Consider the following 23,424-nt stretch of genomic DNA (forward strand, 5'->3'; position numbering starts at 1 on the left):
GAGGATTTTAATGAAAAAGAGATTATTATTAATATTAGTTTTAGTTTTAATAACTGCCTTAGCAAGTGGATGTAGCAAAATAATTGAAAGTACTTCTTTAATAAAAGGACAAGAAAAACTTGAAAGCCATAAATACGATGAAGCTTTAACTTTGTTGGCTCAAGTTTTAAATGAAGATTCGGAAAATGAGTCAGCTAGGGCTATGTATATGCAAGCGAGAAAGATGCAAAGTGCACAAAATTATGAAAAAAAGCATGATTATAAGAAAGCAATAGAAGAATTAAATCATATTGTAAATATAAATGAAGGTTCTAAACAAATTAAGAGAGAATCAATAAATAAAAAAGCTGAGCTTGAAAAACTACAAGAAACTACTGAAAAAGAAGCATTAGAGAGAAAATCAAATGCAAAAAAAGCATCAAAAAAAGATATTAATAAATTAGAATCAGAGATAATTTACAATAATAAGAAAAAAGAAGAAGAAAAAGAAAAAGAAACTGAGGAAAATAATAAAGAAGAATCTACTAAAGAGCCTATACAAGAAGAAACTGAAGATAAAGAAATAAATACAGAAACAAGTACAGATGTACAATTAGAAGATAATAATATAAATGAATAAGCAAGTAAATACTAATTATAAATAAACTGCTATATGCAGTTTATTTTTTTATTTTATAGGAAATATAAATAATAAATAAAAATATCTTGTGAAAATTTGTCACTTATATTAGTATTTACTATGGACAAAAAAATAATTAAAGGAGTAAATATGAGAATTAACAAATATATAGCTTCTTGTGGAGTAGCATCTAGAAGAAAAGCTGAAGAACTTATTTTAAATAAAAAAGTAAAAGTAAATGGAAATTTAATAGAAGAATTATCTTTTCAAGTTGATGAACAAAAAGATAGAGTGGAAGTTGATGGAGTAAAAATATCTCTAGACGAAAACTTAGTATATATATTACTTAATAAACCAGAAGGATACATAACAACAGTTAAAGATCAGTTTGATAGACAAAGTGTAATAGACTTACTAAGTGATATAAAAGAAAGAGTATTTCCTGTGGGAAGACTAGATTACGAAACAAGTGGTCTTTTACTACTTACCAATGACGGTGATTTAACATACAAATTAACTCATCCTAAACATGAAATTGACAAAACTTATATTGCCATGGTAAAAGGTCAGTTAAGTGAAGAGGAAATTAAAAATTTTAAATCTGGTTTACACATAGAAGATTATAAAACAGCACCAGCAAAGCTTAAAGTTTTATATTATGATAAAAATAGAGATATATCTAAGTTAGAAATAAAAATACATGAAGGTAAAAATAGACAAGTAAGAAAAATGTGTAAAGCAATAAATCACCCAGTACTTAGACTTAAAAGAGTGGCCATGGGTAAAATTGCTTTAAATGACTGTAAAATAGGTGAATATAGACATTTAACAGAAGAAGAAGTAAATTATCTTAAGAGTATATAGAGGTAAATTATGTTAAGAGCAAAATATATAAATAAAATAACTGAAGTAAACAAAATATTTTTAGAGAAAATTATTGAAAAAGGCAATGTGGTAATTGATGCTACCATGGGAAATGGGTATGACACAGTATACTTAGGAAACTTAGTAGGGGAAACTGGTAAAGTATATGCATTTGATGTTCAAGAAGAAGCTCTAACTTCCACAAGAAAAAAAGTTATAAGAGATAATATGGAAGATAGAATAGAACTAATTCTTGATGGTCATGAAAACTTAGATAAATATGTAAAAGAAGAGGTAAGTTGTGTTGTATTTAACTTAGGATACTTACCAAGAGCGAAACACCTAGTTATTACTAAGGCAGATACAACTTTACAAGCCATCAAAAAAAGTTTAGAATTATTAAAGCCAAATGGAATAATAAGTATAGCTGCATATATAGGACATGAAGGTGGCCTTGATGAAAAAAATTACGTATGTGAGTACTTAAATAATTTAGATCAAAAACAATACAATGTATTGCATATGGAGTTTACAAATCAAATAAATAATCCACCACAGCTTATTCTAGTAGAAAAAAAAGGTTAAAAAATATATAATTTTGCTACCTTATAAAAAATATATTGCACAATGAAAAAATGAAATAATATTTTATAACTTGATATAAACAGTGGTATAATTAAGTTATAAGTATGAATAATTTACGAATACTTCATATTTTTCACAAAAGAAAGAGGAGCATATTATGGAATTTACAAACAATATAAATGATAGTAAACAATTAATTTCGATCATACAATCTCGTTATCCTAAAATGAGTAAGGGTCAAAAACTTATAGCCCAATATATTATTAAAAATTATGATAAAGTAGCATTTATGACTGCTAGCAAACTTGGAGAAACTGTAGGGGTTAGTGAATCTACAGTGGTAAGGTTTGCCAATGCTTTAGGATACCCAGGATATCCTAAATTACAAGATGCATTACAAGAGTTAATAAAAAATAAATTAACAACAGTACAAAGGGTTGAATTAGCAAATGAGGATTATTCTGACGATGCAACAATACTTAGTAAAGTTCTAAAGAGTGATATAGATAATATTAGGGGGACTTTGGAAGAAATAGATCCAAAAGCATTTAAAGATGCTTCAGAAAAAATATTAAAAGCTAGAAAAATATATGTTTTAGGTATGAGAAGTTCTCATGTAATAGCTCAGTATCTAGGATTTTATTTGGATTTAATATTAGACAATGTTCATATAATAAGATTAGATATGGGAGATGCTTTTGAACAAATAGTTAGAATAAACGAAAACGATGTGGTAATAGCATTTAGTTTTCCTAGATATTCTAAAAAATCATATCAAGTTGTTGACTATGCAAAAAATAAAGGAGCTCATATAATATCAATTACTGATAGTTATTTTGCCCCAGTAGCATGTTTATCTGATAATACTCTTTTAGTAAAAAGTAATATGGCATCATTTGTTGACTCTTTAGTTCCTGCCATGACTGTAGCAAATGCACTTGCTATATCTGTTGGTATGAAAGAAAAAGAAGAAATAAAAAAATACTTCGATGATTTGGAACAAATTTGGGAACAATCTTCTATATATGAATAAAATTCCAAAATTATTAAAAAAATTATTGACATATTATTAAAAAGATAATAATATTATTATTAATAAAAATATGATAAATTCCGTGAAGAAGAGAGTAAGATGAATTAAATTAATAGAGAGCCGGGAATGGTGGAAGCCTGGTAAGGAGATTTATTCTGAAGAGAGCTTTGGAGAAGATTATTAGAAATTAAAGTACAATAATCGGTTGTCCGCCTTAAGGATTTGAGTGGTTAAGATATTCTTAACAATTAGAGTGGTAACACGGTAAAATATCGTCTCTTGGTGTAAAAGCCAGGAGACTTTTTTAGTTTTCAAAAAAATATTTTATCAGTATTACTTTAGTTAAAGCAATATCTTAATAATTAGAGTGGTACCGCGGATTTTCGCCTCTTAGTTTATAACTAAGGGGCTCTTTTGATTTTAATTTAAAGGGGGAAATAAAATGAATAAAATTAGTTTAAAAGGAAGAAGTTTTTTAACATTAAAAGACTTCACAAAAGAGGAAATAAAATATTTATTATCTTTATCTAGTTACTTAAAAACAAAGAAAAAGGTAGGCATTAAGGGAAATTTACTTGAAGGAAAAAGTATTGCGCTAATATTTGAAAAAAACTCAACAAGAACTAGATGTTCTTTTGAAGTTGCAGCTGTAGATGAAGGTGCTCATACAACATATATTGGACCAGATAGTTCTCATATGGGTAAAAAGGAATCTATAGAAGATACTGCCAAGGTATTAGGAAGATATTATGATGGTATAGAATTTAGAGGATATAAGCAAGAAACAGTGGAAACACTAGCTAAATATTCTGGAGTACCAGTATATAATGGATTAACAGACAAATATCATCCTACTCAAATATTAGCAGATTTGCTTACTGTATCAGAGTATGTAGATAAATCTTTTGATAAAATAAAATTTGTTTATGTTGGAGATGCAAGAAATAATATGGGAAATTCTTTAATGATTGGATGTGCTAAATTAGGAATTAACTTTGTATCTCTTGCACCAAAAGAATTATGGCCAGATGAAGATTTGCTAGAAGAAATGAAAGAAGTTGCATCTAAATCTAAAGGAAGCATAACTTTAACAGAAAATATAGAAGACGTTCGTGGAGCAGATGTTATATACACAGATGTATGGGTATCCATGGGAGAAGAAGACCAATATGAAGAAAGAATTAAATTATTGAAAGATTATCAAGTGAATATGGATATGATAAAGAAAACTAATAACGAGGATGTTATTTTTCTACACTGTTTACCTGCTTTTCATGATTTAAATACAAAAGTAGGTAAAGAAATATATGAAAAATTTGGTCTTGCAGAATTGGAAGTGACAGATGAAGTGTTTAGATCTAAATACTCAAAAGTCTTTGATGAAGCTGAAAACAGAATGCATACTATAAAAGCAGTGATGGTTGCCACATTGGTGGATGTGGATATGACTGTGGGGAAAAAATAATATTTATGAAGGATAATAATTTTTATTATCCTTTTTTCATGCCCAAATTTAAGTGATCACTTAGTGAGGTTAGTTAAGTGAATGCTGTTTACAATAATTAGAAAAGTTACAGTATATTAAAATAAATAAAGTAAATTGAAAAATAAAAGATAAAATACTTTGATTTTTAATGAATTATGCAAGATTGAAAAAAAATAATGCAAAAAACAGAAAACCGTATTATAATTAAATTAAAATTAAATGACTAATAAACTGTAAATAGAGAAAAGTCATTAAGAATATAATTTTGTGTTATTTTATAAAATTGAAAAAAATGAAATTTAATATGCAAAACACAACAAAAAAGGGGGGCTAAATATGTGTGTGCTAGATAAGATAAAAGAAAAAGAAATAAAAATTGTAGACACTACTCTTAGAGATGGGGAACAAACTGCAGGTGTTGCTTTTGCCAATCACGAAAAGGTGACTATAGCACAAAGTTTAAGTGATATGGGAGTTGATCAATTAGAAGTTGGAATACCTACTATGGGTGGTGATGAAAAGGCAACAATAAAGGCAATATGTAAGAGAAATTTAAATTCTAGTATTATGGCTTGGAATAGAGCAGTTATTACAGATATAGAACAATCTATAGATTGTGGTGTTGATGCAGTAGCCATATCTTTATCTGTTTCAGATATTCATATTGAGCATAAACTTAAAAAATCTAGAGAATGGGTTTTAGATAATATGTATAATGCAGTAACTTATGCAAAAAAGAATGGATTATATATATCTGTTAATGGAGAAGATGCTTCTAGAGCTGATACAGATTTTTTAATTGAATTTGTTAATTTAGCAAAAGAAGCAGGAGCAGATAGATTTAGATATTGTGATACAGTGGGAGTTATGGAACCTTTTACAATAAGAGAAACAATAGAAAAAATACACAAGGCTACAAACTTTGATATAGAAATGCATACACACAATGACTTCGGCATGGCTACTGCTAATGCTATAGCAGGAATTGTAGGTGGGGCAAATCATATAGGAGTAACAGTTAATGGTTTAGGAGAAAGAGCAGGAAATGCTGCCTTGGAGGAAGTTATTATGGCTCTAAAAATTGTTTATGGATATGAAACTGATATTGATACTACAAGATTTAGAGAACTTTCAAAATATGTTTCTCAAGCATCTGGTAGACAGTTACCTGATTGGAAAGCTATAGTTGGAACAAATATGTTTAGACATGAATCAGGAATACATGCTGATGGTGCAATGAAAAACCCTAAAAACTATGAAGCTTTTGATCCAAGTGAGGTAGGCTTACAAAGACAAATCGTAATAGGAAAACATTCAGGAAAAGCTGCCATAGTTAATAAGTTTAAAGAATATGCAATAGAGCTTTCTCAAGAAGAAGCAGAAGCTATGCTAGAACTTGTAAGACAAACTTCTGTTAGAATGAAGAGAAATTTATTTGATAAGGAACTTGTGGCAATATATAAAGATTTAAAAAATAATAGAAGTGTTATTTAGTAATATAAATTTTATTAGTGAATATGGGAGGATATACAGTGGGAGATAATTTAACATATAAAATATTGAAAAAACACTTAGTGGAAGGTGAATTAATACCAGGAAATTTCGTATCAATAAAAATAGATCAAACCCTAACTCAAGATTCAACAGGTACAATGGCTTATTTACAGCTAGAAGCTATGGATATTGATAAGGTGAAAACTAAAAGAAGTGTAGCATTTGTAGATCATAATATGTTACAACAAGGATTCGAAAATGCTGATGATCATAAATATATTCAAACAGTTGCAAAAAAACACGGAATATATTTTTCTAAACCAGGTAACGGAATATGTCATCAAGTTTTCTTAGAAAGATTTTCCACACCAGGAGATACATTATTAGGATCAGATAGTCATACACCAACGGCAGGTGGTGTGGGTATGATTGCTATTGGAGCTGGAGGACTGGATGTATCCCTTGCCATGGCAGGTAATGCTTATAATATTAAGGCACCAAAAGTAGTAAAGGTAAATTTAATTGGAAGACTTTCATATATGACTTCATCTAAAGATATTATCTTAGAAGTTTTAAGACAATGTAGTGTAAAAGGCGGAGTAGGAAAAGTATTTGAATACGGCGGAGAAGGTGTAAAATACTTATCTGTTCCACAAAGAGCTACAATAACAAATATGGGCGCAGAACTTGGTGCCACTACTTCAATTTTCCCAAGTGATGAAAAAACTTTTGAATTTTTCAAAGCACAAGGAAGAGAAGACGATTATAAAGAATTAAGTCCTGACGAAGATGCCATATATGATGAAGAGATTATAATAAATTTAAGTGAGTTGGAGCCATTAGCTGCTATTCCACATTCTCCAGATAATGTGAAAAAAGTAAAAGATTTGGGAAAAATAAAAGTGGATCAAGTTGCAATAGGAAGTTGTACTAATTCATCTTATGAAGATTTAATGAAGGTAGCACAAATTCTAAAAGGCAAAAAGGTACATGAAGATGTAAGTTTAGTTATAGCTCCTGGTTCTAGACAAGTGATGGAGATGTTATCTAGAAATGGAGCTTTAGGAGATATAATTAGTGCAGGAGCTAGAATACTGGAAAACTCATGTGGTCCATGTATAGGTATGGGTCAATCACCAGGAACAGATAGTGTATCTCTTAGAACTTTTAACAGAAATTTTTATGGAAGAAGTGGAACTCTATCAGCTGACATATATTTAGTTAGTCCTGAAGTAGCAGCAGTATCAGCTATAAAGGGAGAGCTTACAGATCCAAGAGAAATGAAAGTTGATTTTAAAGATTTGGATATTAAAAAGTTTATAATAGATGATTCTATGATAATTAGTCCTGTGGAAGATTCAAATAAGGTGGAGGTAGTAAGAGGACCAAATATAAAACCTTTCCCTTTAAACACTGCTTTAGAAGAAACATTAAATGGAAAGGTAGTATTAAAAGTTGAAGATAATATAACAACTGACCACATTATGCCATCAAATGCAAAATTACTACCATTTAGAAGTAATATACCTTATTTATCTAATTATTGTTTTAATACTGTAGACGAAGAATTTCCTCAAAGAGCCATAAAAAATAAGGGTGGATTTATAGTTGGAGGAGATAATTACGGTCAAGGTTCTTCAAGAGAACATGCAGCACTAGCTCCACTGTATTTAGGAATAAAAGGAGTACTAGTAAAAAGTTTTGCAAGAATTCACAAAGCTAACTTAATCAATAGTGGAATAATACCAATGGTATTTGAATGTGATGAAGATTATGAAAAAATAAGTTTAGAAGATAAATTGGAGATTTGTGATTTATATAATGGTTTAATAGAAAACAGAGTAAAAATAATAAATCATAGTAAAAATGAAAGTTTTTACGCAAAAGTTGAATTATCACCTAAAGAAGTGGAAGTTGTAAAAGCTGGAGGAAAATTAAACTATACTAAAAATTTACTTGAAAAAGTAACTTGCTAAAATAATAATTTTGTATAAAGAAAAAACCTTAATTATATGAATAAGAGGAATTTTACTGGAGGAGATAATAAAATGTATAAAGTAACGTTAATACCAGGAGATGGAATAGGTCCAGAAGTTACAAAAGCCATGGTTAAGGTTGTAGAAGCTTCAGGAGTTAAAATAGATTGGGAAGAAGTAGAAGCTGGTGAAGCCCTTATTGAAAAATATAATACTGCCATTCCAGATCATGTTATAGAATCAATAAAAAGAAATAAAATAGCAATAAAAGGTCCAATTACAACACCTGTAGGTAAAGGGTTCAAAAGTGTAAATGTTACACTAAGACAAAATCTTGATTTATATGTAAACTTAAGACCTATAAAAAGCTTTAAAGGAATAAAATCAAGATATGAAGATGTGGATTTAGTAATTGTTAGAGAAAATACAGAAGATTTATATGCAGGAATTGAACACAAAATAGGCGACTATGGAGCAGAAAGTATAAAACTAATAACAAAGCCAGCATGTGAAAGAATTTGTGAATTTGCTTTTCAATATGCAAAAGATAATAATAGAGAAAAAGTAACAGGTGTTCATAAAGCAAATATAATGAAGCTTAGCGATGGATTATTTTTAAACACTTTTAAAGAGGTTAGTGAAAAATATGATGTAAGCTGTGATGACTTAATTGTAGATGCAGCGGCTATGAATCTTGTTTTAAATCCAGAAAAATATGATGTAATGGTAATGCCTAATTTATATGGGGATATACTATCTGATTTATGCTCAGGTTTAGTTGGTGGACTTGGAATAATTCCTGGAGCAAATATAGGTAAGGATTATGCAGTCTTTGAAGCAGTGCATGGTTCTGCACCACAAATTGCAAATCAAAATATAGCTAATCCTACAGCCATAATTCAATCGGCTATTATGATGTTGAAATACTTGGGAGAAGTAGAATATGCTAAAAAAATAGAAAAAGCTTTAGAACAAGTATTTTTAAAAGGAGAAAAGCTAACTGTGGATTTAGGTGGAAATGCCAGCACAGATGAATTTACAGAAGAAGTAATTAAATATTTATAGATCAAATAAAAATTCTTTCATAATTTATGAAAGAATTTTCATTTTTATACTATTATGATTTTAAAATCAAGTCAAACTATAAAGGGGTGTAATATGGTTTTAACAGTTTTAGTTGATAATAATACCATAATTGATGAATATTACATAGGAGAGCCAGGTCTTTCTTTTTATATTGAAGATGAAAATATAAAAATATTATTTGATTGTGGATACTCCAATGTATTTATTAAAAACATGAAAAAACTAAATCTAAGCACATGTAATATTGATGTTTTGGCAATTTCTCATGGACATGATGATCATGTGGGAGGAATTAAATATTTAGCACAGAAAAAGTTAAATCCAAATCTAAAAATAGTAGGACACAGCTTAGTATTTAATAAAAAAATAAAAAACAATCAATGTATATCATCACCTTTAGATATAAATGAAATAAAAAGTATGGGAGAAGTTGTATTAAGTAAAGAACCTATTAAAATAAGTGAAAATATTTATTTTTTAGGAGAAATACCAAATACTATAAATTTTGAACCTAGGTATTCTATTGGAGAAATAGAAATAGATAATAAGTATGAAAAAGATTTTATTTATGATGACACAGCATTAGTTTATAAAGGAAAGGAAGGTTTATTTATTATTGCTGGATGTTCTCATAGTGGAATTTGTAATATAGTAGAATATGCTAAAAAAGTATGTAATGATGATAGAGTAATTGGTATAATTGGGGGAACTCATTTACTTGAATGCAATGATAGAGCCAAGAAGACTTTAGAATATTTTGAAGATAATAATATTAATAAATTATATCTTTGTCACTGTACATCTTTTGAAGTGAAAAGTTATATTCACAGTACTATTCCTATAACAGAGGTTGGAGTAGGTTTAAAGTTAGAAATTAATTAATTATAGTAATAAAGCCATTGGAGTATTATACAATGGCTTTTTAATTTTACAAAAAGAAAAAAGTTATATTTAGAAATTAATATAGACTTGATTCTATAATAAAACTTATAATATAGTAAGATATGCACAACTTATTACCTTTTGACTAGGGTTACAAATACCTAGTAGGAAATAATATTAAATTAAAATAAAATAGGAGTAAATATGAAAGAAAAATACTATGATAAACTATTAAATATAAATACAATAGGAAATCAAAACTGGAAAAACACATCAACTCATAATCATCCTTATGAACCAACTTTATATATAGCTTTAGAAGAATTATTTGAAAACTATAAGTTAAGAGAAGATGATCATATAGTAGATTTTGGATGTGGAATGGGAAGATTAATATTTTATATAAATTATCATTTCCAATCTTATGTAACAGGTGTGGAAATTAATGAAAGATATTATGAAGAAGCTTTAATAAATAAAATTAACTATGAAAAGAAAAATAAAAAATCTATGGGAAAGATAAATTTTTACTGTGATTTAGCACAACAATATGAAATTTCACATTTAGATAATAAGTTTTATTTCTTTAATCCTTTTTCTATTCAGATTTTTTCAAAAGTTATTGATAATATATTGGAGTCTTATGAAAATAATATGAGAGACATGGACATAATCATGTATTATCCATCTAATGAGTATCTAGATTTTCTAGATTATAAAACACCATTTATATTAAATAAAGAAGTTCGTTTAAAAGATTTATACGAAAAAGATCCTAAAGAAAAGTTTGTTATATATAGTTTAAGGTGCTAAAGTTATAATATAGAAGTTTTAGAATAATATTTATACTTGAGGGGTAGTTATGGGAAAAGAATCAAGATTTAGGTTTATTTTTCGCAGTATACTATTAATAATATTTATTATTTTATTTATAATAGATAAAAATATAATAGTAAATATATTAAACTACAAAATAATGTATAGCATAAAAATATATCATTTAATTTGGTTATACTTAATGTTAGAAACAGTAATTTTAATTATTCCATATACAAATAATCATTCTTATAACGGGAAATTATTTTTGAAACATTATATACCAGCAGATAACTATGACGAGAAAAAGTTACATAAATATATGAAGAAAAATAATAAACATGCTAGAAGTGTGTTTGTGGCATGGATAGTTTTAAATGTGGTATTATTTATAATCTATTATAATTACAATCTAAGTACACCATATATATTTTTAGTTTTTATGATTTATTATTGGACTGATATGTTTTGTGTTAATGTGTGGTGTCCTTTTCATAAATTATTCTTTAAAAGTAAATGTTGCAATGAATGTAGAATATATAACTGGGATCATGTTATGTTTTGTACGCCCTTATTACTTATAAAAAGTTTTTGGTCTTACAGTTTATTTTTACTATCTTTCTTTACATTTATTCAATGGGAATACATGATAAAAAAACACCCTGAAAGATTTTCACCTTTGTCCAATAAAAAATTACAGTGCAAAGGTTGCGATTATAATTGCAGATTTAATAAGATGAAATACTTAAGAAGTAAAAATTATATTAGTAAAAAAGAGGTTTAAAATGAGTATAAAAAAGACAGCATTAATAACAGGAGCTTCAAGAGGAATAGGAAGAGAGATGGCAAAATTATTTGCTAAGAATAATTATAATGTAGTTATAAATTACAATAATTCAGATGAAGAAGCAAAGGAGTTGCTTGAAGAACTTACCAATGAAAATTATAGTGTTAGAATTTTCAAAGCAAACATTTCAAATATTAATGAAGCAAATGCTTTGGTAAACTATACTATTGGTCAGTTTGAAAGAATAGACGTATTAATAAACAATGCAGGGATTAGTAAATATAATCTTTTTACAGATATAAGCTATGAGGAGTGGCATGATGTAATGAATGTAAATTTAAATTCTGTTTTTTATGTTACGAAAAAGGCTTTACAATATATGTTACCAGAACACAGTGGAAAAATAATTAACATATCGTCTATATGGGGTATGGTGGGCTCTGCCAATGAAGTTCATTATTCCACATCAAAGGCAGCAATTATTGGAATGACAAAAGCACTAGCAAAAGAGCTGGGACCATCAAATATACAGGTAAATGCCATAGCACCAGGTGTTATAGAAACGGATATGATGAAAGATATGGACAGTGAGACAATAGAAATGTTAAAGTATGACACACCTCTTATGAGAATTGGGAAACCTATAGATATAGCTAAGTGTGCTTTATTTTTGGCTAGCGATGGAGGTGACTTTATAACAGGTCAAGTAATAAGTTCCAATGGAGGATTTATAATAAATTAAATAAACAACTAAAGGAGAATTAAAATGACAGATTTTATAAACAAAGAAAAAATATTTGCCAATGCTACTAAGTTGGCTGAGATTTTATTAGCAAGTGAAAATTACTCTGATTTTCATGAAAGATTAAAAAATAGTGATATTCAGTATGATGAAAACAAAACTTATGAAGTAGCACCAAGTGGATTTATTGATTTTAATCATCATTTATATGAAGATATTAATCATATGAACTCTATTAGTACAGGTTTGTATTTGGAAAAGTCTTTTGTAACTTTTAATATATTTATATGGACTTCTAGAGGAGAAGGATTTGCCATATTTAAACATATACTTCGTGGTGAAGAGATAAATAAATTAAAGGATATTGAGGATGTGAAGGAGTATCTGTTTACTCATTTGAATGAATTGGAAGAAGGTATAATGAAGACCTATAAGAAGGATATGGAGAAGTCTTTGGAGGAGTTTGGAAGTGGAATTGAGATCAAGAGATTGCCTTTGCCTAGTATTTTAGGGTGTATGAGTATTGAGAATAATTTACAGGATTTGAGATAAATTTTGATTCAGTTATATAGATATTAACTTATTTACTTATTACATTAATTTACATATATTTTAATAAAAATAAATTAAGTAAGTAGGTATATTTTACACTAGTTGAATTAAGTAATATGATAATGAGATTTTTCTAGGGTTAATAAATACAGTAAAGACTTAAAATTGAAAGCTATAAATATGTATATAAAAAGGATGAACTGGATATAGTTCATCCTTTTTATACATATTTTTTAATGAAAATCAGGTCTTTTGTCATTAAGTTCGGCTTGTCTTTTATTCATTATTTTTGTTACTTCTTCTTTTGTTAAATTTGTTATAGAAACAATATCAGTCATGCCAAAGTTCTTATCAAGTAGATCTTTTGCTTGTTCTACAGCCTCTTCATATTGTCCTTTTCTAAACTTTTTGCTCATAAAAACACACCCTTTCTAAAGTTAGAATTCCACATAAATATGCTTTTAATCGTGATATAATTTTCCAAATGTTTAATCAAAAAAATAACCTAGTATTGCCTTATCTAGGTTATTTTAGTTTTCTCAACTAATAGATACTTATAAAAAACTCTAAATGTATTTATGTTTGTCTGTAAATTGCAATATATATTTGTATAAAAAGAGGAAAATAATTATGTACAAAAAATATACTTTTAAGAATTACCTGAAGAAGAACTATCTAAATAATTAAGTTTAGACTTTAACCTATATGATGGACCTTTTATAGAAATAATATGAGAATGATGAAGTAACCTATCTAAAATAGCATTAGCTATAGCTGGAGATCCAAAGATTTCACTCCATTTTGAAAAATTAGAATTAGTAGTTATTATAGTACAATGTTTTTCATATCTTCTTGAAATTAGCTGAAAAAACAGATTGGCAGCATCAGTATCTATTGGCAAATATCCAATTTCATCAATAATTAAAACTTTGTATTTTGAAAAATGTTTAAGCCTAGCGTCTAATCTATTCTCAGCTAACGCCCTTTTAAGCTGTTGAATCAATTCTTGAAAAGGTATAAAATATGTAGAGTATCTATTTGTGGCACTTTTGATTCCAATGGAGGTAGCAAGATGTGTCTTGCCAACTCCGGATGTTCCTACAAATAATATATTTTCATTATTCTCTATGAATCTAAGCGTAGCTAAATCTAAAATTTCTTGTTTATTTACTGCTGGTTGAAATGTGAAATCAAAGTCTTCTAGAGTTTTAATAAATGGAAAGTTTGCAACTTTTACACAAGCTGTTTTAGCTCTTTCTTGTTTGGAGTTTATTTCTAGATTGCTTAATTCATAAAGTGCATCTACTAAACTTTTTTCATGACTATTAATCATTTCAATATACTTATCTAAATTAAGTTTTATATTATTTAGTGACAATTCTTCAAGATTATTAAGTAGTTTTACATAATTACTCATATTCTCCTCCATTAACATTAAGTAAATAATCTAGTTGGTTTAAATTATCCCTTGCAATATCATCAATGTCGTTAGAATTTTTTATATACGGAGATATTAATTCTTTATAATGCTCTTCATTATAATTCATTTTTTTATTTGTTATGTCATGAATAGCTATTAAATCTGTGCTAAAATATATATGTAACTTGTTATCAATAACTTTCAAAGTTACAGTTTTATTTATATATTTGCTAGGGACGGAATACTTGCTATTCTTGTAATTTATCAGAGAATCTTTATGAACGTTGGCGGTCAACCTTTGGTTTATATATGATTCAATTATTGAATTACTAGGTAAAGGCTGTAAGTATTCCTTTTCTTTTTGAAATAAAAGTATAGGCGGTAGCCCTGTTGTCTGGTTTGCTGATTGATTTACTTTTTTATTTATATTTTTTAATATTTGAATTAAATCTTCTTCAGTTTCAAATTCATAATTATATGCAAGTAACCATTCAATAAACTTATTTGCTGACTCTACTTTTCCCTTCGTATAAGAATGGCGGGGCTTACAAAGGCTAATATTAAAACCAAAGTCTGAAGCGAATGCTTTCATTTTATTATTAATTTTTCTTTTATTACCCGTAATATCAACAACTGTACTCATATTATCAAATAAAAGTTCTGAAGGGATACCTCCGGTAGCTTTAAATGATGATATTAGGCACTCAAATACATCTTGCTGAGTTTTTGTATTTCTATATTCAAAATGGCAGTATCTAGAATTTCCAAGTTTATAGTTAAATACATTTATTATAAATTCTTCATTATTTTTTGATACTAATTTTAAATCTTCTTTCCAATCTACTTGCGCTTGTTTTCCAGGTGGAGTTTCAAATCTAGGATGTCCTTTTATTTTTTTAGTTGGTTTTAAATTTTTTGATTTGATATATTTGATAAAATTTGAATAAGATCCAATGTCATAATTCTTGTCTAAAAAATATTCGTATACAGCCTTTGCTGTAATTCCTTTTATTGAAAGTTTTAATTTGATTTCTTCTAAGTATTGATCTAATTTGCTAGATTTATTTCTAGTTTGTGGTTTACCTTCATATCCATCATAGTATTTTTTCACTGTTCTTCTATCAATTCCATGCTCTCTGGCTAATTCAGAGTAATTTGGTTTAAAATTCATTGATTTAATTATATTAATTTGTCCTATTAAATTTAAAATCATGGCTATCCCTCCCGGGATAAGGATAGCAGAAATTTGTATAATTTTGTACATTTTTATATTCCATTTTATGTACATCTATATAGTATCATTTACAGTTTGTCTAATATTGTGATAAATTTACCTTAGGAATTTAAATAATTTAGAATATTAGGTACAGTTATTTATTAAATTTACTATTAATTAGTTCATAATATATTAAAATTGTTCATCAAATCTACTCAATAATTTGTAATTTTTATAAATTTATTTTGAATGATAATATAACTTATTTATGATACAATTCAATTACTATAAATATTACTCAGGAGGTACTATTGTGTCTGTATGACTTGCTATTTTGTTGGCAGTATCAATTGTTATTTTCACTTTTATTTTGATTATTTTCAACGAATGTGACTATATGATTATTGACAAGTTTTTTTCTAAAATAAGCAAAGAAAATCAGTATATAATATCTTTTATTGCAATTTTATTTCTTTTAGTTTATATCACTTTAAATTTATATAATTTTATACATGATATATTTAACTAATAGAAATGCTAATTAAACATTAAAATTCTAGAATTAATTAATAAATTAAAAAACTAATTTAAGATAGTAAAACCCTGTAATATGAAAATTTATAATTTCTTATTACGGGGTTTTTGTTAATTAAAATAATATTAAATTTAAATATATAATAATTTTATATTAAAAGTAAATTTAGAACTACTTATTTATTAAAAAAGACTCAAAGCATGTAAGTTGAAGATCTCCTCCCATAAAATAATAATACATTATTGAATTTTGTTGAGAATAAAAAATACTTATGTCAGATATTTTACCTTCCTTTAAATTATTAATTAAAAATTTAGTTTCTCTTAATCCTAAAATATAGCACTGGATAATATATATTGATGCATCTGAAATAAATACATCAGCCTCAGAATCTTTATATGTCTTTATATGTATTTCAAAGTTGTTTCTAACTCTATTTAATTCTGATATATAAAAATCGAGGAACTTAGAAGTCTCAGTTAAATCATTATTTGAAGAATTAGAATTAATCTTTATCGCACCAATATTACTTCGTATCCTTTGTATTTCTATTAAATTTTTTACTATATTATCTTTACCTTTTATATCAGATAAGTTGGAACTTTGATAAAAAGGACTTAAGGAATATGATACTTGAGTAAAAGTAGGAAGTACCATTACAATCGTTATAAAAAGACAAATTATTTTTTTTTTCATTATTAATGTGCTCCTTAATATATGATTATTTATAACTAGTATTGTCATATATTGTACTTAAAATGTAGATTTTTGATAAAAATATATAATTGTAATCTAAATTACATAATTAAAATTTAATGTTATATATGATTAAGTTAAATCGCTTAATTATATATAACATATTTAAAAAAGGCTATGTTTTAATATGATGTTGATTTGATAGACTATTTTTACAACAAAAAAAGTAGGGGCATCTGATCCTACTTGCAAATTTGCATTATATTAAATCATACCTTCAATTTTTCTTCTTACATCCACTGGCAAACATCCTTCTAATGCTCGAGCGCACGAAACTTGACACTCAGTATCAAGTTTTGCTAACAATGATAAAAGAAATAAGAAGCATTCGTAAATTTAAAAATGAAAAAGTAGATAGAGCAATAATGAGAGACATAGTTTCTATTTGTAAATGGGCTCCATCATGGGTAAATTATCAGGTGGCAAGATATACATTAGTTGATGATGAAGATAATGAGGTAAATATCATTCACAACAGAAAACTAGATGCTTTAGAAGATTTAATAGAAGGAGCAAATGACAAGCCCCTTCTTATTGCTTATTGGTTTAGGCATGATTTAGATAGAATAAAAGATAGATTTTTAGTGAGAGAAATAAAATCATCTAAGGATATTGAGGATTGGAACAATGGAAAAATTAAAATAGGAATAATTCACCCAGCAAGTGCAGGCCATGGACTAAATTTGCAACATGGAGGCTCCACTTTGGTGTGGTTTTCTCTAAACTTATATCAACAAACAAATGCCAGGCTTTTAAGACAAGGCCAAAGAGAAAATATAATTATTCATCACATTATTACAAAAGGAAGTATAGACGAAGATGTTATGAAAGCATTAAAACAAAAAGAAAAAGTTCAGGTAGCTCTAATTGATGCAGTAAAGGCACAAATAATTTAAAAGAGAGGAGATAGTTATGGAGGTTGTAAAAGATGATATACCTTATGATTTACACACAATGGTAGATATTGTAGGTATAAATAATTTTTTAGAAATTTGTAAAATGTATGGAGGTACAAATATCTATATACCCGTTCACAAAAAGGTTATTTTGGGAAAGCGAAATAGAGAAATAATTAAAGAATACAACGGAAAAAATATTGATATCTTAAGAATAAAACACGGCATTTGTAGACAACAATTAAAAAACTTATTAAAAGAAGGTGGAGCACTATAAAAATAAATGAAAATATTATATGACAAAAATATTATTAACTAAATAATACCATGAAGGTATCCAGCTAAAAGCGGATACTTTTGTGGTATTTTTTACCAGTGCTAATGGAGACGTTTGGCTGTGGAAATAACGAAATAAATAAAAGTATAAATATGGAAAATAAAAAGGAACTCTTGTGATATATGTAGAATATTAGATGTTAATTCTTATTTATAAATTAGGGGGTATTTTATGGGTTTAAAGAAAAAAGTGAAAAGTAGTCTAATGTAGGTAAAGATAAAGCATATACGTCTTATAAATCGTAAATTCATAGAAGGGATATTATTTTATGGAAAGTAATATAATAAGCACTCTATTAATATATTTTGGTGCATTTATAAGTATTATTGATTATGTAATAAAATTTATTTTAATATATATTATGATATTGTCTATAAAATCACTAAAAAAATACTTAAAAAATAACTGACTTATATTAAAAAGACCTTGCACAAGGTCTTTTTTTATGTAAAAAATAATAAAAATTAATTTAATGTGATAATGTCACTGATAATTTCTTGCAAATAGATATAATAAAAATATGTTAAAAAAATAACCATTCCTTATCACAATAGAAAGGTGATAATTAGCAAATAATATTAATATTAAAATTTTTATAAATATACATTTAGAACAGGAGAGAAATTATGTCTAAAAAAATAATTATTGTAGGTGGAGTTGCAGGTGGGGCATCAACAGCAGCTAGACTTAGAAGACTAGATGAAAATGCACAGATAATAATGTTTGAAAAAGGTGAATATATATCTTTTGCAAACTGTGGTCTTCCATATTATATAGGAGGAACTATAAACGAAAGAGAAAAATTAATAGTTCAAACTGTTGAAGTTATGAGTTCAAAGTTTAACTTAGATATAAGAAATTTAAGTGAAGTAGTTAAAATTGACAAAGAAAATAAAAAAGTAACTGTTAAAAATCATAAAACAGGTGAAAGTTATGAAGAAACTTATGATACTTTAGTTTTATCTCCAGGTGCTAATCCATTAATGCCTCCAATACCAGGCATAAAAGAATGTGATAATTTATTTACACTTAGAAATATACCAGACACAGATAAGGTAAAAGCCTACGTTGATAATAATAAACCAAAACATGCAGTAGTAATAGGTGGAGGTTTTATAGGACTTGAAATGGCTGAAAACCTTCATGATAGAGGAATAAAACTTACATTAGTAGAAGCTGGTGACCAAGTAATGGCACCGCTAGATATGGAAATGGTAAGTATAATACACGACCATTTAATAGACAAAAACGTGGAATTAGTTTTAAAAGATGGAGTTAATTCTTTTGCTAACAATGGTAAAAAAGTAATACTAAATAGTGGAAAAGAAATTGACACTGACATGATAATCTTATCTATAGGTGTTAAGCCAGAAACTACTATAGCTAAAGAAGCAGGTCTTAAGTTAAATGAAAGAGGAGCAATAGTAGTAGATGCCTATATGAAAACTTCTGACAAAGACATATATGCATTAGGCGACGCTGTTGAGATTATGGATTTTGTAAATAAAAAGCCAGCTATGATACCTTTAGCATGGCCAGCAAATAGACAAGGAAGAATAGTAGCAAACAATATCTGTGGAAGAAAAGAAAAATACAAAGGCACATTAGGTTCTTCTGTGGCGAAGATATTTGATTACACAGTAGCTACAACAGGAAATAATGAAAAGACTTTAAAAAGATTAGGAATAAATTATAAAGTAGTTCATATACATCCAGGTTCTCATGCTGGATATTATCCAGGAGCATTCCCTATAGCTATGAAGATGACATTTGATCCAAAGACTGGAAAGATATTTGGAGCACAAGGTGTGGGAATGGATGGAGTTGAAAAAAGAATAGATGTAATGGCTACAGCTATAAAAGCAGGTCTTACAGTATTTGATTTACAAGATGTGGAGCCTTGTTATGCACCGCCATACAACTCAGCAAAAGACCCAGTTAATATGTTAGGATATTGTGCATCTAACATAATAGAAGACATGTTAGACACTGTGCAGTGGCATGAAGTTGATGATATTGTTAAAAATGGTGGAGTAATAATAGATGTAAGAGAAGAGTTTGAACTAGTTACAGGTTCTATACCAGGAAGTATTCATATACCTCTTGGACAACTAAGAGATAGATTAAATGAAATACCAAAAGACAAGAAATTATACGCTACTTGCCAAGTTGGATTAAGAGGATACGTGGCTTGTAGGCTACTTTCACAATATGGACTTAAGTGTACAAATATAGATGGTGGTGTAAAAACTTATCAATTTGTAAAAAGAGCTGAAGAAAGCATAGCTAAGCAAAACAAAAACAACAATGCTAAATTAGAAATAAAAGGTGGAGAAACTACTATGAAATTAGAAGATATAGATATAGCAGAAATAAATGCTCATGTTAGTTTAGATGCTTGTGGATTACAATGCCCAGGACCAATAAGAAGAGTATTTGAAGAAATAAATAAAATGGAAGATGGACAAGTTCTAGAAGTAAAAGCAAGTGATCCAGGATTTAGCAAAGATATAAGTGCTTGGTGTGAAAAAACAGGAAACACTTTATTAAAAGCTGAATTTGATAAGCCTAAAAAAGCTTTTGTTGCTCTTATAAGAAAAGGAAGAAATGAATTAGCAACTAGCACAGGAGCTAGCGTAACTACAACAGATAAAAATGGAGCAACTTTAGTTGTTTTTAGTGGAGATTTAGATAAAGCAATAGCATCCTTTATAATAGCAACAGGTGCAGCATCTATGGGTAAAGAAGTAACAATGTTCTTTACATTCTGGGGTCTAAACATACTTAAAAAGAAAAATAGACCAAAGGTTAGCAAAGATACTATGGAAAAAATGTTTGATGTAATGCTACCATCTCATACAGGTAAACTACCTTTATCTAAAATGAACATGGGTGGTATGGGACCAAAAATGATAGAACAAATAATGAAAAAACACAACGTGGATGATATAGATACACTAATAGCAAATGCAATAAATATGGGTGTTAAAGTAGTTGCATGTTCTATGAGTATGGATTTAATGGGAATAAAACATGAAGAATTTATAGATGGTGTTGAAGTGGCAGGAGTTGCTGCATATTTAGGCGCTACAGAAGACTCTGGACTAAACTTATTTATATAATAATAACTAGGAGGAAAAATAATGGGTTTTTTATCAGCACTATTTGGAAATAAAAATGTTAAAAGAATTAATGACGAAGAATTAAAAAATATGATAAAAAATAATAAAAAATTATTAATTTTAGATGTGAGAAGTGTAGGCGAATTTAGAAGTGGTCATATACCAAAAGCTAAAAATATACCAGTTCAAGAAATTAGCTCAAAAATAAATACCTTAGATTTATATAAAGATGATGAAGTGGTAGTCTATTGTGCATCAGGAGGAAGAAGTTCTAGTGCAGCAAATATTCTTGCTAGAAACGGATTTAATAAGGTATATGACTTAGGCGGAATGAGTAATTACAAAGGGAAACTAAAATAATTTTATAAAAAGAATAAAATATTCAAAGAGTGTAGATGTTATCTGCACTCTTTTGGGTATATAATAAATAATAAAAATATTAACTTACAAAGGAGAAAAAATGAGTATACATAAATTTGATGTTAAAAAGCTTGAAAAATTAAATAATCCACAAAGATTACAAATGGTAGATTTACATAAATTAATAAAGGAGCTAAATTTGCCATCTAATAGTGTGTTGGTAGATGTGGGAGCTGGAACGGGTATATTTTCACAAGAGTTCTTAAATTTAATACCTGACTCTACATGTTTTGCATATGACATATCAAAAGAAATGATTGAATGGATTAAAGAAAATAGAGTTGAAAATATGAATTCTAGACTTAAAGCTGATTTAATGGAAGAAAATAAAATTCCATTAGAAGATAAGGTGGCAGATTTTGTATTTATGATAACTCTACATCATGAATTAGAAAATGGAGAAAAGCTACTAAAAGACGCAAATAGAATTTTAAAAGACAATGGTAAAATCTTAATTTGTGACTGGAAGGAAGGAGCCCATCATCATTTTGTTAAAAAAGAAAGTATTATAAGTGATTTGAATAATTCAAACTTTAATAGTATAAAAGAAATAGATGCATCTGAAAAATTAGTTTGCATTATAGGAAGTAAGTAATAAAAAGCAATTTTATTTTGGAGGGATTAATGGAAAAAATTAATTTGGTTTTAGTATTTTTTGAAGGATTATTATCCTTCTTTTCACCCTGTGTATTGCCCATAATACCCATATATTTAAGTATGTTATCAAATAGTAGTACAGACATAATGAAAGACAAAACATTTAAAAATAGTACATTATTTAAAAACACTTTATTTTTCACCTTAGGTATTTGTACCACATTCTTTATTTTAAGTATGGCAATAGGAACATTCAGTCAATCCTTTGCAGGAAACAAAGAACTATTAATGTTAATTGGTGGTATACTTATAATAATAATGGGCGTATTTTATATGGGATATATTAATATACCTTTCTTACAAAGAGAAAAAAGATTTGAAATGCACAGCAAAGATATGAATATTTTAAGTTCATTTATGCTTGGATTAACATTTAGTTTTGGTTGGACACCATGTATTGGACCTATGTTAACATCTGTGTTAATAATGGCCAGTGGTACACAAAACATATTAATGGGTGATGTATTAGTATTAGTTTATTCTATTGGTTTTATATTACCATTTATTATATTAGCAATGTTTTATAAAAAATTATTTAAAAAATTTAATAATATGAAAAAACATTTAGGCACTCTAAAAAAGCTTGGTGGTATATTGCTAATAATATCAGGGCTGATTATGTCATTTAATGGAATTAACAAGATAAATGAAAATACAAAAGATAACTATAAAGCTCAAGTAGAAAATAAAACAGAAAATAATAAGGTGAAGGCCTTAGATTTTACCTTATATGATCAATATGGAAAAGAGCACAAATTAAGTGATTACAAAGGAAAAACAGTATTTTTAAATATTTGGGCAACTTGGTGTCCTCCTTGTAGAGAAGAAATGCCCTATATAGAAGAATTATATAATGATTACAACAAAAATAATGATGATGTAATTATATTAGGAGTATCAACACCTAATTTAGGAAAAGAAGGTGATGAGAAATATATATCAGATTTCTTAAAAGATAATGGATATACATTTCCTGTAGTATTTGATAATAATGCAGATTTAATATATGGTTACAGTATACAAGCATTTCCCTCAACACTTATTATAGATAAAGAAGGTTATGTAAGAGAATACGTACCAGGAGCTATGAATAAAGAAACTATGAAATCTTTAATAGAAAGTAATAAGTAAAGTTAGAAAGCT

The 23,424-nt window shown here is 27.6% G+C and carries 23 protein-coding genes and 1 other annotated feature; of the genes, 19 read left to right on the top strand and 4 right to left on the bottom strand.

Annotated elements, in window-relative coordinates; all coding sequences use genetic code 11:
* The first annotated feature begins 10 nt into the window (after positions 1 to 10).
* The 13 genes from TVTCOM_RS10070 (at position 11) to TVTCOM_RS10130 (ending at position 12,922) form a co-directional block, all read left to right on the top strand.
* Positions 11 to 619: a tetratricopeptide repeat protein gene (locus TVTCOM_RS10070; RefSeq protein ID WP_434799688.1), complete on the top strand. Its 609-nt coding sequence runs from the start codon at positions 11 to 13 to the stop codon at positions 617 to 619.
* Positions 620 to 769: 150 nt separating this feature from the next.
* A complete protein-coding gene (locus TVTCOM_RS10075; RefSeq protein ID WP_434799689.1) occupies positions 770 to 1,483 on the top strand; it encodes a pseudouridine synthase in 714 nt (237 codons plus the stop codon).
* A 9-nt stretch (positions 1,484 to 1,492) separates the two neighbouring features.
* A complete protein-coding gene (locus TVTCOM_RS10080; RefSeq protein WP_434799690.1) occupies positions 1,493 to 2,068 on the top strand; it encodes a tRNA (mnm(5)s(2)U34)-methyltransferase in 576 nt (191 codons plus the stop codon).
* Between the two features lie 157 nt (positions 2,069 to 2,225).
* A complete protein-coding gene (locus TVTCOM_RS10085; protein WP_434799691.1) occupies positions 2,226 to 3,101 on the top strand; it encodes a MurR/RpiR family transcriptional regulator in 876 nt (291 codons plus the stop codon).
* Between the two features lie 73 nt (positions 3,102 to 3,174).
* Positions 3,175 to 3,384, top strand: a binding site (T-box leader).
* A 159-nt stretch (positions 3,385 to 3,543) separates the two neighbouring features.
* Entirely contained in the window at positions 3,544 to 4,566 is a 1,023-nt protein-coding gene (gene argF, locus TVTCOM_RS10090; protein WP_434799692.1) for an ornithine carbamoyltransferase, read from the top strand.
* 357 nt (positions 4,567 to 4,923) lie between these two features.
* Complete coding sequence (gene nifV / locus TVTCOM_RS10095) at positions 4,924 to 6,081, top strand: homocitrate synthase (protein ID WP_434799693.1); 1,158 nt, start codon at positions 4,924 to 4,926, stop codon at positions 6,079 to 6,081.
* A 38-nt stretch (positions 6,082 to 6,119) separates the two neighbouring features.
* Complete coding sequence (locus TVTCOM_RS10100; RefSeq protein ID WP_434799694.1) at positions 6,120 to 8,057, top strand: aconitate hydratase; 1,938 nt, start codon at positions 6,120 to 6,122, stop codon at positions 8,055 to 8,057.
* A gap of 72 nt (positions 8,058 to 8,129) precedes the next feature.
* Positions 8,130 to 9,122 (top strand): isocitrate dehydrogenase (NAD(+)), encoded by a 993-nt coding sequence (locus tag TVTCOM_RS10105; RefSeq protein WP_434799695.1) that lies wholly within the window; start codon positions 8,130 to 8,132, stop codon positions 9,120 to 9,122.
* A gap of 93 nt (positions 9,123 to 9,215) precedes the next feature.
* Positions 9,216 to 10,025 (top strand): MBL fold metallo-hydrolase, encoded by an 810-nt coding sequence (locus tag TVTCOM_RS10110; protein WP_434799696.1) that lies wholly within the window; start codon positions 9,216 to 9,218, stop codon positions 10,023 to 10,025.
* Between the two features lie 204 nt (positions 10,026 to 10,229).
* Complete coding sequence (locus TVTCOM_RS10115) at positions 10,230 to 10,838, top strand: SAM-dependent methyltransferase (protein ID WP_434799697.1); 609 nt, start codon at positions 10,230 to 10,232, stop codon at positions 10,836 to 10,838.
* Between the two features lie 49 nt (positions 10,839 to 10,887).
* The gene (locus TVTCOM_RS10120) at positions 10,888 to 11,625 is read left to right on the top strand and encodes a hypothetical protein (protein ID WP_434799698.1); all 738 of its coding nucleotides are present in this window, start codon (positions 10,888 to 10,890) and stop codon (positions 11,623 to 11,625) included.
* Between the two features lies 1 nt (position 11,626).
* The gene (ymfI, locus tag TVTCOM_RS10125) at positions 11,627 to 12,370 is read left to right on the top strand and encodes an elongation factor P 5-aminopentanone reductase (protein WP_434799699.1); all 744 of its coding nucleotides are present in this window, start codon (positions 11,627 to 11,629) and stop codon (positions 12,368 to 12,370) included.
* A 24-nt stretch (positions 12,371 to 12,394) separates the two neighbouring features.
* The gene (locus tag TVTCOM_RS10130) at positions 12,395 to 12,922 is read left to right on the top strand and encodes a hypothetical protein (RefSeq protein WP_434799700.1); all 528 of its coding nucleotides are present in this window, start codon (positions 12,395 to 12,397) and stop codon (positions 12,920 to 12,922) included.
* A 233-nt stretch (positions 12,923 to 13,155) separates the two neighbouring features.
* On the opposite strand, the gene TVTCOM_RS10135 is transcribed toward TVTCOM_RS10130, so the two are convergent.
* From TVTCOM_RS10135 to TVTCOM_RS10150, 4 genes are all read right to left on the bottom strand, one after another.
* Positions 13,156 to 13,338 carry a hypothetical protein gene (locus TVTCOM_RS10135; protein ID WP_434799701.1) on the bottom strand — a complete coding sequence of 61 codons (183 nt, stop codon included), beginning with the start codon at positions 13,336 to 13,338 and terminating at the stop codon, positions 13,156 to 13,158.
* A gap of 233 nt (positions 13,339 to 13,571) precedes the next feature.
* Complete coding sequence (gene istB, locus TVTCOM_RS10140) at positions 13,572 to 14,339, bottom strand: IS21-like element helper ATPase IstB (RefSeq protein ID WP_316719004.1); 768 nt, start codon at positions 14,337 to 14,339, stop codon at positions 13,572 to 13,574.
* The gene (istA, locus tag TVTCOM_RS10145) at positions 14,332 to 15,552 is read right to left on the bottom strand and encodes an IS21 family transposase (RefSeq protein WP_434799708.1); all 1,221 of its coding nucleotides are present in this window, start codon (positions 15,550 to 15,552) and stop codon (positions 14,332 to 14,334) included. The genes istB and istA overlap by 8 nt, the downstream gene beginning before the upstream one ends.
* 712 nt (positions 15,553 to 16,264) lie before the next feature.
* Positions 16,265 to 16,789, bottom strand: a complete 525-nt coding sequence (locus TVTCOM_RS10150) for a hypothetical protein (RefSeq protein ID WP_434796158.1) — start codon at positions 16,787 to 16,789, stop codon at positions 16,265 to 16,267.
* A gap of 365 nt (positions 16,790 to 17,154) precedes the next feature.
* On the opposite strand from TVTCOM_RS10150, the gene TVTCOM_RS10155 reads away from it, so the two are divergent.
* From TVTCOM_RS10155 to TVTCOM_RS10180, 6 genes are all read left to right on the top strand, one after another.
* Positions 17,155 to 17,745, top strand: coding sequence for a nitroreductase family protein (locus TVTCOM_RS10155; RefSeq protein WP_434796159.1), 591 nt, complete (start codon positions 17,155 to 17,157; stop codon positions 17,743 to 17,745).
* Positions 17,746 to 17,761: 16 nt separating this feature from the next.
* Positions 17,762 to 18,022 carry a Mor transcription activator family protein gene (locus tag TVTCOM_RS10160; protein ID WP_434796160.1) on the top strand — a complete coding sequence of 87 codons (261 nt, stop codon included), beginning with the start codon at positions 17,762 to 17,764 and terminating at the stop codon, positions 18,020 to 18,022.
* A gap of 686 nt (positions 18,023 to 18,708) precedes the next feature.
* The gene (cdr, locus tag TVTCOM_RS10165; protein WP_434796161.1) at positions 18,709 to 21,204 is read left to right on the top strand and encodes a CoA-disulfide reductase; all 2,496 of its coding nucleotides are present in this window, start codon (positions 18,709 to 18,711) and stop codon (positions 21,202 to 21,204) included.
* Positions 21,205 to 21,225: 21 nt separating this feature from the next.
* Positions 21,226 to 21,564, top strand: coding sequence for a rhodanese-like domain-containing protein (locus TVTCOM_RS10170; RefSeq protein WP_434796162.1), 339 nt, complete (start codon positions 21,226 to 21,228; stop codon positions 21,562 to 21,564).
* 100 nt (positions 21,565 to 21,664) lie between these two features.
* A complete protein-coding gene (locus tag TVTCOM_RS10175; protein WP_434796163.1) occupies positions 21,665 to 22,219 on the top strand; it encodes a class I SAM-dependent methyltransferase in 555 nt (184 codons plus the stop codon).
* 29 nt (positions 22,220 to 22,248) lie between these two features.
* Positions 22,249 to 23,412, top strand: a complete 1,164-nt coding sequence (locus TVTCOM_RS10180) for a redoxin family protein (protein ID WP_434796164.1) — start codon at positions 22,249 to 22,251, stop codon at positions 23,410 to 23,412.
* Positions 23,413 to 23,424 lie beyond the last annotated feature (12 nt).

The sequence above is a fragment of the Terrisporobacter vanillatitrophus genome, assembly GCF_051148895.1.
GTDB lineage: Bacteria > Bacillota > Clostridia > Peptostreptococcales > Peptostreptococcaceae > Terrisporobacter > Terrisporobacter vanillatitrophus.